14 protein-coding genes are annotated in these 13,721 nt (G+C 63.2%); all 14 read left to right on the forward strand.

The window, feature by feature from the left end; all coding sequences use genetic code 11:
- Window positions 1-63 precede the first annotated feature (63 nt).
- The 14 genes from JX552_RS00765 to JX552_RS00830 all read left to right on the forward strand — a co-directional run bounded on the left by JX552_RS00765 (window position 64) and on the right by JX552_RS00830 (window position 13,683).
- Entirely contained in the window at window positions 64-1,509 is a 1,446-nt protein-coding gene (locus JX552_RS00765) for an aldehyde dehydrogenase family protein (protein ID WP_205875650.1), read from the forward strand.
- Window positions 1,510-1,993: 484 nt separating this feature from the next.
- Window positions 1,994-3,136, forward strand: coding sequence for an acyl-CoA dehydrogenase family protein (locus tag JX552_RS00770; protein ID WP_205875651.1), 1,143 nt, complete (start codon window positions 1,994-1,996; stop codon window positions 3,134-3,136).
- A gap of 172 nt (window positions 3,137-3,308) precedes the next feature.
- Window positions 3,309-4,520, forward strand: coding sequence for an amidohydrolase family protein (locus tag JX552_RS00775; RefSeq protein ID WP_205875652.1), 1,212 nt, complete (start codon window positions 3,309-3,311; stop codon window positions 4,518-4,520).
- A 123-nt stretch (window positions 4,521-4,643) separates the two neighbouring features.
- Window positions 4,644-5,969 carry an aromatic ring-hydroxylating oxygenase subunit alpha gene (locus JX552_RS00780; protein WP_205875653.1) on the forward strand — a complete coding sequence of 442 codons (1,326 nt, stop codon included), beginning with the start codon at window positions 4,644-4,646 and terminating at the stop codon, window positions 5,967-5,969.
- Window positions 5,969-6,367 (forward strand): 2Fe-2S iron-sulfur cluster-binding protein, encoded by a 399-nt coding sequence (locus JX552_RS00785; protein WP_205875654.1) that lies wholly within the window; start codon window positions 5,969-5,971, stop codon window positions 6,365-6,367. The genes JX552_RS00780 and JX552_RS00785 overlap by 1 nt, the downstream gene beginning before the upstream one ends.
- A 78-nt stretch (window positions 6,368-6,445) precedes the next feature.
- Window positions 6,446-7,420 (forward strand): thiamine pyrophosphate-dependent dehydrogenase E1 component subunit alpha, encoded by a 975-nt coding sequence (locus JX552_RS00790; protein ID WP_205875655.1) that lies wholly within the window; start codon window positions 6,446-6,448, stop codon window positions 7,418-7,420.
- Between the two features lie 30 nt (window positions 7,421-7,450).
- Entirely contained in the window at window positions 7,451-8,485 is a 1,035-nt protein-coding gene (locus JX552_RS00795) for an alpha-ketoacid dehydrogenase subunit beta (protein WP_205875656.1), read from the forward strand.
- The gene (locus tag JX552_RS00800; RefSeq protein WP_205875657.1) at window positions 8,478-8,711 is read left to right on the forward strand and encodes a biotin/lipoyl-containing protein; all 234 of its coding nucleotides are present in this window, start codon (window positions 8,478-8,480) and stop codon (window positions 8,709-8,711) included. The genes JX552_RS00795 and JX552_RS00800 overlap by 8 nt, the downstream gene beginning before the upstream one ends.
- Before the next feature lie 97 nt (window positions 8,712-8,808).
- Window positions 8,809-9,534: an Mce protein gene (locus tag JX552_RS00805; protein WP_205875658.1), complete on the forward strand. Its 726-nt coding sequence runs from the start codon at window positions 8,809-8,811 to the stop codon at window positions 9,532-9,534.
- 122 nt (window positions 9,535-9,656) lie between these two features.
- Window positions 9,657-10,181, forward strand: coding sequence for a hypothetical protein (locus JX552_RS00810; protein ID WP_431195906.1), 525 nt, complete (start codon window positions 9,657-9,659; stop codon window positions 10,179-10,181).
- Between the two features lie 102 nt (window positions 10,182-10,283).
- The gene (locus tag JX552_RS00815) at window positions 10,284-10,895 is read left to right on the forward strand and encodes a CAP domain-containing protein (RefSeq protein WP_205878121.1); all 612 of its coding nucleotides are present in this window, start codon (window positions 10,284-10,286) and stop codon (window positions 10,893-10,895) included.
- A gap of 18 nt (window positions 10,896-10,913) precedes the next feature.
- The gene (locus JX552_RS00820; protein ID WP_241010829.1) at window positions 10,914-11,291 is read left to right on the forward strand and encodes a DUF732 domain-containing protein; all 378 of its coding nucleotides are present in this window, start codon (window positions 10,914-10,916) and stop codon (window positions 11,289-11,291) included.
- Window positions 11,292-11,404: 113 nt separating this feature from the next.
- On the forward strand, window positions 11,405-12,268 hold the full coding sequence (locus tag JX552_RS00825) for an alpha/beta fold hydrolase (protein WP_241010830.1): 864 nt from the start codon (window positions 11,405-11,407) through the stop codon (window positions 12,266-12,268).
- A 14-nt stretch (window positions 12,269-12,282) separates the two neighbouring features.
- Window positions 12,283-13,683 carry a WS/DGAT/MGAT family O-acyltransferase gene (locus JX552_RS00830; RefSeq protein WP_205875660.1) on the forward strand — a complete coding sequence of 467 codons (1,401 nt, stop codon included), beginning with the start codon at window positions 12,283-12,285 and terminating at the stop codon, window positions 13,681-13,683.
- The last annotated feature ends 38 nt before the right edge of the window (window positions 13,684-13,721 follow it).

Raw genomic sequence — 13,721 nt, forward strand, 5'->3', positions numbered from 1 at the left:
TCGCACTATGACGCGAGCCGGGCTGATAGGCGCCACAGGGCGCATGGCGACATGGGATTGGCCATGCCTGGCCTGTTGATCGGCGGCGCATTACGCGAGGCCAGCGATGGTCGGACATTTGCCAATGTCAACCCGGCTACCGAAGAGTCGATCGGATCCGCTCCCGATGGGAGCCACGAAGATGTGGACGATGCGGTCAAAGCGGCACGGCAGGCCTTCGACGGATCGACCTGGCCGCAAGATCACGAACTGCGCGCACACTGCCTGCGACAGTTGCTGGACGGGCTGCGGGCGGAACAGGAAACCCTGCGGCAGGTTCTGGTGCGCGAAGCCGGTGTCCCAGTCTCGTTGACGCATTCGATCTGGTTGGACACTATCCTCGAATCTGTCTGTTATTGGGCAGATTTGGCGACATCATTTTCTTATGAGGTGCAAGTCGCCGCACGGTCGACACTTGCCGGCGTAACCTCCCGACGCACCGTTGTGCGGGAGCCGGTAGGGGTCGTTGCCGCCATCACACCATGGAACTATCCGCTGCCGCTCAACATCTTCAAAGTCGCCGCAGCGCTGGCAGCCGGCTGCACGATCGTGCTCAAGCCGGCTCCCGACACGCCTTGGAGTGGAACCGAATTAGGCCGGATTATCGCCGAGCGAACCGACATTCCCGCCGGCGTGGTCAACGTGGTGACGGCCGCGGATGCCGCGATCGGCGAAGCGCTGGTGTCGGACCCCCGTGTGGACATGATTACGTTCACCGGATCCACGCAGGTCGGCAAGCGGATCATGGCGAGCGCAGCAAATCACGTCACGCGGGTATGCCTGGAACTCGGCGGGAAGTCGGCGAACATCATCCTCGATGACGCGGATCTACCGGCTCTCGGTGCAGCGATCGCGGGGGTGTGTGCGCATGCCGGGCAGGGGTGCGCGCTGACGACCCGCCTGCTGTTGCCGAGAAGCCGATACGAAGAAGGACTAGCGGTAGCGCAGACAGCCTTCGAATCGCTTCCGTGTGGGGACCCCACCGACCCGGCGACAGTTGTCGGCCCGGTGATCAACGCCAAGCAACGGTTCCGGGTTCTGAGCATGATCGAGAAAGGCAGGCAGGAGGCGCGGCTTCTGCTGGGTGGTGGCGTGCCCGATTCACTGCCTGTCGGGTATTTCGTTGAGCCCACACTGTTCTGCGACGTCGATCCCGACGCGGTCATCGCGCAGGAGGAGATATTCGGACCCGTGCTTGCCGTCATCCCTTACGATGGCGACGACGAGGCAGTGCAAATCGCCAATAACAGCAGCTACGGACTGTCAGCGGCGGTGCACAGCGGCGATACCGACCGCGCGATGCGGATTGCACGTCGACTGCGCACCGGGACCGTCGGAGTCAACGGGGGCGTATGGCTGGCCGCTGACACACCGTTCGGAGGCTACAAGCAGAGTGGGTTGGGTCGCGAACTCGGTGTGGACGGATTCACCGAGTTTCTGGAGACCAAGTCGATTGCCCTGCCCGGTTGAGCCCGCTGCGCTTCTTCGCTGAGAAGGATTGTCCTTGCTTGGGTTGATGCAAGACCGACCATTGGCGCTGCCGCATGTCTTTCATCGTGCCGAGAGGTACTTCGGCCACAAGAAAGTCGTTACCGCAACCGCTGGTCACGGCGTCACGGTGTCGACCATCGCCGGTGTCTGCGCGCAGGCCAGACGGTTGGCCACTGCACTGGACCGGTTAGGTGTCGGCCCTGACGCCCGCGTGGGAAACTGGCGGACAAGTTGCCGGCCGTTCAGTATTTCGTCGTCATCGACGACGGCGCGGACGAAGAGCTTCCCGACAGTCCCCGGGTGGTGAACTACCAGCGACTCCTCGCCGGCTGTGAACCGTTTTGGGGCGAGTTCGGCATGGTAGCCGAAACCGCGGCGGCTGCAATGTGTTACACCTCTGGCACCACTGGAAACCGTCACACGACCCGAGCACACCGTCCGATGGCACCGCGGAAGGGATGCTGTGAAGCGGAGTATTTTCGAGATCGAACATGAGCAACTCAGGGCGACCGCGCAACAGTTCATTGCCCGAGAAGTCCGGCCGAATGCGCAGAAGTGGGAACAGGCCCGGATCGTTGATCGATCCGCATACTTAGCGGCTGCCCGTTACGGGCTGATCGGATTCAATCTGCCCGAAGACCACGGCGGAGGTGGCTCAGATGACTTCCGGTTCAATGCCGTAGTCGTAGAGGAGCTCGCTAGGTTCGGTTTCCTCACGCCTGCGCTCAGCGTGCATAACGACATTGTGGCGCCATACCTTCGCGATCTGGCGACGCCCGATCAACAGCGTCGCTGGCTTCCCGGCTATGTGGCAGGCGAATTGATCGGCGCGATCGCGATGAGCGAACCCGGCGCCGGAAGTGACCTGGCGGGCATCCGGACCTCCGCTGTACGTTCCGGCGATGACTGGATTCTCAGCGGTTACAAGACATTCATCTCCGCTGGAATCAACAGCGACCTGATCATTGTGGTGGCACGTACCGATCCCCACGCCGGCCACAAGGGCTTCTCATTGTTTGTGGTGGAGCGCGGCATGAAGGGTTTCGAGAGGGGTCGAAAGCTCGACAAGTTGGGCCAACCCGCACAGGACACCGCGGAGTTGCGGTTCTCGGACGTACGGGTTCCCGCCGACAACCTCCTCGGCGAAGCGAACCGCGGGTTCTATCACCTGATGGCCAACCTCCCGTCCGAGCGACTTTCCATCGCCATCGCTGCGGTGGCCGGGGCGCGCGAGACCTACTGCCGAACTTTGCAATACGCCAAGGATCGGACCGCGTTCGGCCAGAGCATAGGACGTTTCCAACACAACCGATTTGTGCTGGCCGAACTGGACACCGAACTCGACATCGCCCAGCATTACCTCGATCGATGCCTGCAGGCTCTGCTGGACAAGGAGTTCACCGCTATCGACGCGGCAAAGGCCAAGTGGTGGTGTACCGAGCTGGCCAAGCGTGTCGTCGATGCCTGTCTTCAGTTGCACGGCGGATACGGCTATATGAACGAATACAAGGTCGCCAGGGACTACGTCGACACCCGCGTCCAGACCATCTACGGGGGAACCACTGAGATCATGAAAGACATCATCGGGCGAAGCCTGGGTCTGTGAGCGGCAACCGGTGGGTCTGCGCCGAAGAAACCGGTGGCTCGCCGTGCGCTGACATGTTCGGCGTAGTGAATAGCGCTATCTGAACATCGACCTGTTTTGCGGCTGATTGCAACGACTTACGGTGCATATCACATCAGTGTTGCTGCAAGCACGGCTCAGACGGAGGACCACCGTGATCTTCGACTTCGATCAGCACCTGTTCGAGTATCCGAACATGTGGTTGGACCACTGCGACCCCGACAAGAAGGAGCTCGCGCTGGAGATGACCCGAGATGAGCTGGGCTACCCGTGGTTATGGTCAAGGGCGACAAACCAGCTCATGTACATCTACTCGAAAACCGTTCCGGAGGACGGCTTCGAGTCGTTCTTCGGGCCCTGGCAGCGTTGGAAAGACAGGATCCCCGCTGAGGTGGATTACGTTGCGGACATGCCGGCCGCCTGCACCGAACCGAAGGCGCGAGTCGAGCAGCTGGATCAGCTCGGAGTCGACAAGAGCATCCTGTTCCCACACTTCGGAGCCGTCTGGGGCCGGTATGTCCATGACCGGCTCGACATTCTGCGCGCGAATATGACCGCATGGAACCGGTGGGCGGTCACGGTGCGCGAGGAGGGATCCGGACGCTTGGAGCCGACCGGCCACGTGACTTTGCGCGGTGGAGACTTAGGCTGGCTCGAAAGTGAATTGGCCTACTTGGGCAAGCACGGAATCAAGGCGGCCTTCCTTTCCTATGGTCTGGTCGACGGCCGCAGGATGTCTCATCCTGACCATGACAGGGCGTGGCGAGCCTTTCTGAACAACGGAATCGTTCCCGTGTTTCACATCCAGGACGCCGATGTGCGCGCCAGCGGACTCGACGAGGGCTGGTTCATCGACGCGGCCGACCCCCTCTTCGCGGCTTTGGACATGGCCTTCTCTCACCTCGGGGTGCAGGTGGCTGCGGCCGACCTGATCCTCAACGGCGTTTTCGACAAATTCCCGGATCTGAGATTCGCGACCGTTGAACTCACAGCAGGATGGATCAATCCCCTCATCGGACTTACCGAGGGCATCCCGGGCAGCACCGGTGCCGTGGTGAACGGCCCGGGGCTCGACGCGTCGTATGCCTACGAGCGGGTCGCTCGGCGCCACTCGGTTCACTTGAAGAGATCGCCAAGTGAATACCTGCGCGATCACTTCCGCAGCACCGTGCATCCGATGGAACCGATCAAGTCGTATGTGGAAACCGGTCTGGGCAACAACCTGATGTTCGGCAGTGACTGGCCGCACAGCGAGGGATTCAACACCCCCCTGACCACTTTCCGTTCGGCAGTGGGTGATCTCAGTCCTGAGCAGGACGCCAGGTTCTTCGGCGGCACCGCCGCCGAGCTGTTGGGAGTTTCGTAGTCGCTTGCGAGTGAAAGACCCCGGCCTAGAAGGGTTTACCGGAGCCATCCGGGAATCTCGGAATGGCGCCTACCTCCGGTGCTCGGCCGAGCTTTTGTTGCGAATATTGGAAGGGCAAACTCGATGACATCGACGATAGGGCACAATGTCAATGCCGAATACCGTAGTGCTGGTGCGGAATTAGGAATACGGGAACGATACGTGTCGGCTGAGTTCGCCAGGCAGGAGGCGGCAAAGCTCTGGCCGAACGTATGGCAGGTCGCGTGCCGGGTCGAAGAGGTAAGACGGCCCGGTGACTACTGCGAGTACCAGATTGTCGATCAAAGCATTCTGGTCGTGCACACGACCAGCGGCGAGATCAAAGCGCTGCACAACGTCTGCCAACACCGTGGTATGCGCCTCAAAGAGGGCAGAGGTTCATGCAATGAGCTCAGGTGCCCATCCCATGCCTGGTGCTGGAACCTCGACGGCTCCTTGAAAGATGTTGTCGATCCACAGGACTTCGATCCCAAGGCAATCGAGCCCGATGCGCTGCACCTGCCGGAATGCCAAGTCGAGGTGTGGGCGGGCTTTGTCTTCATCAACATGGACCCGGCCGCTGCCCCGCTGCACGAGTATCTGGGCCCGGTACGCGACCGTGTCGAGCGGTACGGGATACACAAGATGGCCTGCACCAGGAAGAGATCGACAATCATCGATGCCAACTGGAAGCTGTGCCACGAAGCGTTCATCGAGACCTATCATGCGATCGGCACCCACCCGCAGTCATTGAGATATCTCGACGACACGGGAATGATCTACGAGCAGCATGGCGACCACGGAATGCACCGGATCAAGCCGGGCAACATGGGCAAGCCAAGCGCGCGCCTCGGTGACGACAGCTATGACCGTACCGATGTGTTGCTGGCCCTGACCGCCGACCTGGCCGAGTTCGACTTCTACAACGACGAGGATGTGGCCCAAGCCAACGCTCTGCTGGAGACCGTCCAGGAGCTGCCCGAGGACGTGACGATCGGGACGTTCTTCGCAGGCTTGCGCCGACAGCAAGCCGAGGCTGAAGGGTTGGACCTAAGCGCCTACAGCGATGCCGATCTGCTGGCCGGTGAGTTGTGGAACGTGTTCCCCAACTTCACGATTCCGTGCAACGCCGGCAATGCGCTCGTCTTGCGATTCATGCCGAACGGGCTCAGCCACGAGCAGTGCATCTTCGACGTCTACTACCTGAAACTATGTGCGAACGAAGCGGAAGTCCCGCTGATGGAGCATGAGTTCTATCCAGACTGGCGGGAAACCAAGATCTGGGGAACGATCATGACGCAGGACTTCACCAACCTGCCGAAATGGCAGGCGGGCGTGCATTCTCGGGGATACCGAGGTCCGGTATGGGGGCGCCCCGACGGGAACGTCAGCAATTTGCACCGGGCAATATCTGACTATCTGGCCAAGTAGTGACCGGGCCGGAACGAGGCGCCGCCCCTGTCACGCATTCGGTAGAGGTCGAACCCCGCGGAATCATCCTGAACGCCTACGACGGCGAGGCCATCATGGGGGCCGCCCAAAGATGCGGTTTTCATTGGCCAACACTGTGCAACGGCGACGGAACCTGCTCGATCTGCTGGGTTGAGGTGAAGGCGGGCGAGCAACACCTGTCGCCCATGCAGGACGGCGAGCGAGAGACGCTGGAATTGTTGTCGGTCCGGCTCCGGGCTGGTCGCGCGATTCGGTTGGCGTGCCAGGCACGCGTCGAGGGAGACATCACCGTATGGAAAGCGGGTGTCCGTCCGCGTACTGCTGAGGAAGCGGAGCGGGCGGACGTCGTCGATGAGCCGTTGGCTCCAGGTATTTGAAATCGGCTTGCTTGCTCGATGTTCCAGGCACGCACAGAGTGTGGATCAGGGAACTAGTAAGTGAAGGAGATCTCTGCAATGGACGATGCAGTACGGCTGGGGCTGTATCGGATGATGCGCTTGATCCGCATCTACGAGGAGGCCATCCTGCATGAGTATCACCTCGACAAGAAACCGAGTTTCGATATCGCCAAGGGACAGATTCCCGGCGAAATGCATCTGTCGACCGGTCAAGAACCGGTCCCGGTGGGCTTCTGTGCGCATCTGCGGCGTGACGACGCGGTCACCGGACCGCACCGCCCACATGGCTGGGCCCTGGCCAAGGGCGTCGATCTGCAGAAGATGACCGCCGAAATCTTCGGTCGGGTGGATGGACTCGGCCGCGGGCGAGGCGGTCATATGCACCTGTTCGATCAAGATGTCCACTTCTCCTGCTCGGGCATCATCGCCGAAGGATTGCCGACGGCGGTGGGAATGGCGTTGGCGTTCAAGCGGCAAGGAAGTGACCGTGTTGCGATTGCGGTCACCGGCGAGGGGGCAGCGAACCAGGGTGCGTTTCATGAATCCCTGAACCTCGCCTCGTTGTGGAAGCTGCCGGTGGTGTTCGTCGTCGAAGACAACGGGTGGGGTGTGTCGGTCGCGAAAGCTCAGTCCACCGCCATCGATTCCAATGCCGACCGGGCCGTGGCCTACGGAATGCCGGGCGTTCTGGTCAAGGATAATGCGGTAGAGGCGGTCTATGCGTCAGCGGCGGAAGCGATTGCTAGGGCGCGGGCCGGCGGGGGGCCGACCTTGATCGAGGTCGAAACATTGCGGCTGTGGGGTCATTTCGAGGGTGATCCGCAGGTATACCGACCCGACCTCGCCGGTGTTGCGGCACTGGACCCCATCCCGGCGTACGAGCGACGACTGCGGGACGTCGGGGTCCTGTCCGACGAGATCGTTGCCGAGGTCACGGCGTGGGCAACCCAGCGCGTAGAAGACGCAATCGCGTTCGCAAAGGGGTCTGCGGAGCCCGAGCCCGCCACGGCATTGGACTATCAATTCGCCTAGCGCGCAGGCTATGTCGTACAGGAGGCAGCCATGACTACGGTCGCACGTCCCACTAGGAAACTTACCGCTGCGAAGGCGATCGCCGAGGCGATCGGCTCAGAGATGGAACGTGATCCATCGATATTCGTGCTGGGCGAGGACATTGGAAAGTACGGCGGTGTCTTCGGGCAGACGAGCGGACTGCTGGAAAGATTTGGCCCCGAACGGATCGTCGACACCCCGATCTCGGAGACCGCCTTCATCGGGGCGGCTGTCGGTGCCGCGGTCGAAGGCCTCCGGCCGATTGTTGAGCTGATGTTCGTCGACTTCTTCGGTGTCTGCATGGACCAGATCTACAACCACATGGCAAGAATTCACTTCTTGTCCGGCGGCAATATCCGCGTTCCGGTGGTGCTTATGACTGCCGTCGGCGGCGGCTATTCGGATGCGGCCCAGCACTCGCAATGTCTTTGGGCGACCTTCGCGCACCTGCCCGGCATGAAGGTTGTCGTCCCGAGCTCACCTGGCGACGCCAAGGGCATGATGGTCGCGGCTATCCGGGACGACAACCCCGTTGTGTACATGTTCCACAAGGGGATCATGGGGCTGTCGTGGATGTCGAAGACCTCCCGCGCCTTGGAGCCGGTGCCCCGCGAAACCTTCGAAGTTGAGCTGGGCAAGGCCAAGGTGGTACGGCCAGGCAGCGATGTATCGATTGTCACGCTCTCGCTCTCGGTACACCATGCGCTGGACGTGGCCGACGAGCTGGCGTCCGAGGGCATCGACTGTGAGGTTGTTGATCTGCGCAGCTTGGTACCCCTGGACACGCCGACGATCCTCGAGTCGGTCGGGAGGACCGGCCGGCTACTCGTGGTTGACGAAGACTATGAGTCGTTCGGACTTTCCGGGGAGATCATCGCTCGGGTCGCCGAACGCGATCCCACCGTGTTCAAGGTGCCGCCGGCACGTGTGTGTGTGCCAGACGGGTCACTGCCCTACTCGCGCTCGTTGGAGATGGCCGTATTGCCCACACCCGAGCGCATTCGCGCCGCGGTCGTCGCGATGTTGGGCAAGCGGAATGGCTGACGTTCTTTTCCCGCAGATGTCGCAGAACGAACCGGACGCCGAGGGCGTCGTGTCGGTGTGGTTCGTCTCCGACGGCGACCAAGTGGAGGAGGGTGATCTCGTTGCAGAGGTCGCTGTGGACAAAGCGGATATGGAAATCGTTGCACCACAGACTGGCACTATCTCACTCCTGGTGGCGCAGGATCAGGCCGTCAAGCAGAACACTCCGATTGCCACGATCGTCTGATGGGGCACCGCGGCGCCGGGCACCCGCGGTCCGCACTACAGCGATTTGAAAAATCCGGCGTTCAGCAAGTCGCCACGCCCGGGGAGACTCACCTGTCATGAGCCAACAGACTGCGTTGGCGGTCGGAGACGAAGATCGGGCCGACGACGACGCGCCACAGGGCCGGGCCCTCGTTCGATGGAAGAGACCCGTCACAGCAGTGGTTGCCGCAATCAGACGGCGACCGCATCGGCGAGGTGCGTCTGGCGTCGGTGACGTCACCGAGGACCGCGTCGATGCGGCCGACGACGCGACCGACTCGACTGAGACTCGCGGCGGCCCAGAAGAAGTCGATCATCAACCGCCGCGGCTGCGTTCGCTGTTTATCTCCGGTGTGATCATGTGCCTGGCGCTGGGTGGACTCGTGGGATGGCTGGCCGTGCGTGCCCACCAGTCGCAGGCGGATCAGCATCGCCGGGAATTGTTCTTGGCAGTGGGACGCCGGGGCGCGGTGAACCTCACCAGTATCGACTACACCCACGTGGAGGTGGACATTCAGCGGGTACTGGACTGCGCCACGGGATCGTTCTACGAGGATTTCCGGCAACGCTCTCCGGCGTTCGCCGAGGTGGTCAAGAGAGCCAAATCGAAAACCGTCGGGACTGTCAATGCGGCCGGCCTCGAATCGGTGACTGCAGGGTCGGCACAGGTTCTCGTCACGGTAGCGGTGAGCACCTCCAATACCGCCTCGGCCGATCAGCCGCCCCGGCACTGGCGAATGCGGATTGACGTCCAAGAAACCGGAGATGGTGCGAAGGTGTCGAAGGTCGTGTTTGTGCCATGAGATGTGCGAAACCGGGGTTGCGAGCCGAGGATCACCCCGCTGCCGCCGAAGTCGGCGATGCGAACCCGCCAACAGCCCAATCAGACTGCACTGAAACAGATTCGATAGAGTCGCCGGCCGCGGTGGTCGAAACCGGCGCTGCGGCATCACGGCGCCGGGACCGAATCGGGTGGGTGCGGGTGTTGGTGTGCGGGGTTGTGCCCGCGCTCGCGCTGGTGCTGGCGTCGTCAGCCGGGTATCTGAAGTGGTGTGATGCATCGGCGCGCGAATCACAAGCTGCAGCTGCGGGTGCCATGCGGGCGGCCATCGACAGCACCGTGGCGTTGTTGTCCTACCAGCCCGACACTGTCGACAAAGACCTCGGCGCCGCGCGGGACCGGCTGACCGGATCGTTTCGAGATTCCTACATCTCGCTGACCAACGACGTGGTTATCCCCGGTGCAAAGCAAAAGCACATCTCGGCAGTAGCGACGGTACCGGCTGCGGCCCCCATCGCCTCCAGTCAAAGTCAGGCCGTGGTACTGGTTTTCGTCAACCAGTCCATCGTCGTCGGCGACGACCCGCCCACCAGCAGCGCCTCCACCGTGAAGGTCACCTTGGACAGGGTTGGCGATCGTTGGCTGATATCCCAATTCGATCCGGTTTAAGGACGTGGCTCCGTCGTGAAGCAGCCGGGTATCCACCTCAAGTCGGGCGGTCACGCCAACCGCGGCGGCTGCCGAAGACTGCTGAGCCTGGTCGGCGCGTTGATGATCCCCCTGCTGGCCACACCCGATGCGCATGCCGACAACAAACGCCTGAACGACAGCCTGGTGGTGAACGTCTACACGCTTCAACATCAGGCCGGATGTACCAACGACGTCAAGATCAATCCGCAGCTACAGCTGGCCGCGCAGTGGCACGCCGTGGATGTGCTCAACAACCGAAATTTGGAGGCAGACACCGGATCCGACGCATCCGGGCCGCAGGACCGGGCAAACGCGGCCGGCTATCGCGGGAAAGTGTCCGAAACCGTTGCGATCAACCCGGCCCTGGCTATCAACGGTATTGAGATCCTCAACCAGTGGTACTACAACCCTGCGGCCAGGGCGATCATGTCCGATTGTGCCAACACCCAGATCGGGGTGTGGTCGGAAAACAGTGTGGATCGCTCCGTGGTGGTCGCCGTTTACGGGCAGCCCCTGATCGCCGCCGATGCCCGGCGAAACGGGACCGGTGGTTCAGCGCAGAGCCGGCCGGAGAACACCCCGATCGACCCGAGCCCGGACTACGACGCCACTGACGAGGTGGAATTCGGGATGGACTGGTTCCCATGGATTCTGCGGGGTGTGTACCCACCACCGGGCTACCCCGCGCAGTAGCCCGAAGGATGCGCGCCGATGTCAGCGATGAAGCACCGAAAGTTTCCTGTTGCGGCGACAGCCATGGCTGCTGTGGTCGCAGGAGTGGCGCAAGTGTCAGCACCCTGCGCGCGTGCTGCACCGGCGCCAGAAGTGGAGTACGTGTACGACGTGGTCGTGCGGCGCCATTACAGTTTTCCTGGTAACGACGCGGTGGGCTACGGCTACGGGATATGTGACAAGGTCGGCCGGGGCGAAGGGTACCCGCAGGTGATCCGCGAAGTGAAAAGTGACGTGTACCCCAACGACGAAGCCGCCGCGAACTACCTCGTGTCTTATGCGGTCAACCTGCTTTGCCCCCCGCTGATCTGGCAGCTGCGGAACTCGGCCGCGCACTACCAACCACCGCCGGAATAGGATTGGCGCCTTGTGAGTCGCGATCGGTCCCCGCGGCGCCGCTAGAACGTGTTCTAATAATGTGCATCGTTAGCGTCCGTCCACGAGGGATCCCACTGCCGCGGCTGCCGAAGGTGCCCGCGTTGGCCCCGGTCGCGCAGTTGCCGGACGGGGTCGTCGTCGACCTTCCCGGACGTGGCAGCACCTACGTTCTCGACTCGGGCCCCAGCGACGGGCCTACCTACATCCTGCTGCACTCCCTGGCCTGCACCGGCCTGATGACGTGGTATCCGGCCCTGGACGTGGTGCGCGAGTTCGGGCGGGTGGTGATTTTCGACCAGCGGTGTCACGGTCAGGGCATCTCGCCGCCCCGGATGTTGTTCGAGGACTGCGCGGACGATGTGGTGGCCCTGGCCGATGTACTCGACATCCCCAGCTTCGTGCCGGTTGGCTACTCGATGGGGTCGCTGATCGCCCAGTTGGTCTGGCGGCGCCACCGGGAGCGGGTCGAGGGGTTGGTGTTGTGCGCCGCGACCGCGGCGGTGAGCCGGGCCCGTTACGAGCGCGTCGCCACCGGGCTGTTCGCGGCCCTGATCGAAACCCTCACCCCAGAACCGCGCCGCGGCGGATCGGCGGCTGCGGTGCCCACCGGGCGCTTCGCCGACTACCAATGGGTGCTGGGCCAGGCTCGTGCCACCTCGCCCGGCGGCATCACCCGCGCGATCGCCGAGGTGGTCCGCTTCGACTCGTCCAGCTGGGTCGGCGACATCGACGTCCCGACGGCGGTCGTGGTGACGATGAAAGACCGTGCCTTCGGGGTGCAGCGGCAGAAGTGGCTGGCTGAGCGCATACCGGACGCTGAGATGGTTCCGGTCGACGCCGGCCACGCCGGGTGCACGCTGCAGCCGGCCGAGTTCGTCCCAGGGCTTGCCAAAGCGATCGAATCGGTCCACCAGCGGCTTCCCGAGCCCCGGCGCGCCACGCGGGCGGCCAGATAAGGAGAGGCGGGCCGGTGAAGCGACTCAGCGGTTGGGATGTGCTCATGCTGGCCAGCGAGACGCCCAACGTCCATCAGCACACCCTGAAGGTGGCGGTCGTCGACACCACCGGCTTCGAGGGCACCCCGACCTTCGACGCGTTCCGCGAGGTGTTTCGAGCCCGGCTGCCGGTTCTCGAGCCGATGCACTACCAGCTGGTGGCGACTCCTTGGCATCTGCACCGCCCCGTCTGGCATGAGGACGCCGAACTCGACCTCGATTATCACCTGCAGCGGGTCGAGGTTGCCCCGCCTGGGGGACGGCGGGAACTCGACGCCGCCATCGGGCGCGTGGCCAGCACCCCGCTGGATCGCAGTCGCCCGCTGTGGCAGTTCTATTTCGCTGACGGACTCGACGGTGGGCGTATCGCGGTGATCGGCAAGATCCATCATGTGCTCGCCGACGGCGTCGCCTCGGCCAACCTGATGGCGCGCACCCTGCAGTGGACCGACGCCACGCCTGAGCTGGACGGCGCCGTCTTCGCCCCGCCGCGGATGCGGGACGTGATGCGGTTCGCGGCGCACGACCACGTGGCGCGGGTCCGGACGCTGCCGTCGGCGGTGCGCGACGGAGTCGTCGGGGCCTACCGGCTTCAGCGCCGCGCGCGCCAGCGTCTGACGCATCCGGATCTGGCAGCCCGGTTCGACCCGCCGCCTACGTTCCTCAACCACAAGCTGTCGCCCGGCCGGACCTTCGCCAGCGCTGTGCTGCCGCTGGCGCAGGTCAAGGCGCTCAGCAAGACGCTCGGAGTGACGATCAACGACCTGGTGCTCACCGTTGCGGCGGGCGCGCTGCGGCGGCTGTTGCTCAACTACGGCGAAGCAACCGAGCGCCCGCTGATCGCCTCGATCCCCACTGCCACCGACACCTCGCCGGACCGGATCGCCGGCAATGCGCTGGCCACCATGCTGGTCTCGCTGCCAGTGCAGGTCAGTGATCCGATGCAGCGGCTCGACCTGATCCGAACTTCGACCCGCATCGCCAAGGAAGACCACCAACTGTTGGGACCGACCTTGGTCGGCCGCTGGCTGGAGTTCATCCCGCCGACTCTCACTCGCGCGACGTTCGGCTGGATGTCGCGTCGTGAGGCGCCCAACCAGCTGTTCAACGTGATTGTCTCCAACGTTCCGGGCCCGCGTGAACCGGGCGCGATCGCGGGGGCCGTGGTCACCGACTTCTATTCCGTGGGACCACTTGCCGCCGGCTCGGCCCTCAACATCACGGTGTGGAGCTACGGCGGCCAATTGAGCGTCTCGGTGCTGGCCGACGACGCGACGTTCAAGGACACCCACGAGGTCACCGACGCGTTCGTCGCTGCCTTCGCCGAACTGCGGGCGGCCGGCAACGGTGACACCTCCGCGGCTCCGGCAGGTTAGTCGGGCGCCGAAATAGCGGTCCGATATTCGCGGTGCGG

The organism is Mycobacterium gordonae (genome assembly GCF_017086405.1).
Taxonomy (GTDB): Bacteria; Actinomycetota; Actinomycetes; order Mycobacteriales; family Mycobacteriaceae; genus Mycobacterium; species Mycobacterium gordonae_D.

Coding starts and splice junctions, on each gene's coding strand:
- JX552_RS00795 (WP_205875656.1), top strand. CDS start 7,451: ATGACTACGGTCGCACGTCCCACTAGGAAACTTACCGCTGCGAAGGCG.
- JX552_RS00815 (WP_205878121.1), top strand. CDS start 10,284: ATGATCCCCCTGCTGGCCACACCCGATGCGCATGCCGACAACAAACGC.
- JX552_RS00800 (WP_205875657.1), top strand. CDS start 8,478: ATGGCTGACGTTCTTTTCCCGCAGATGTCGCAGAACGAACCGGACGCC.
- JX552_RS00790 (WP_205875655.1), top strand. CDS start 6,446: ATGGACGATGCAGTACGGCTGGGGCTGTATCGGATGATGCGCTTGATC.
- JX552_RS00765 (WP_205875650.1), top strand. CDS start 64: ATGCCTGGCCTGTTGATCGGCGGCGCATTACGCGAGGCCAGCGATGGT.
- JX552_RS00780 (WP_205875653.1), top strand. CDS start 4,644: ATGACATCGACGATAGGGCACAATGTCAATGCCGAATACCGTAGTGCT.
- JX552_RS00820 (WP_241010829.1), top strand. CDS start 10,914: ATGTCAGCGATGAAGCACCGAAAGTTTCCTGTTGCGGCGACAGCCATG.
- JX552_RS00805 (WP_205875658.1), top strand. CDS start 8,809: ATGAGCCAACAGACTGCGTTGGCGGTCGGAGACGAAGATCGGGCCGAC.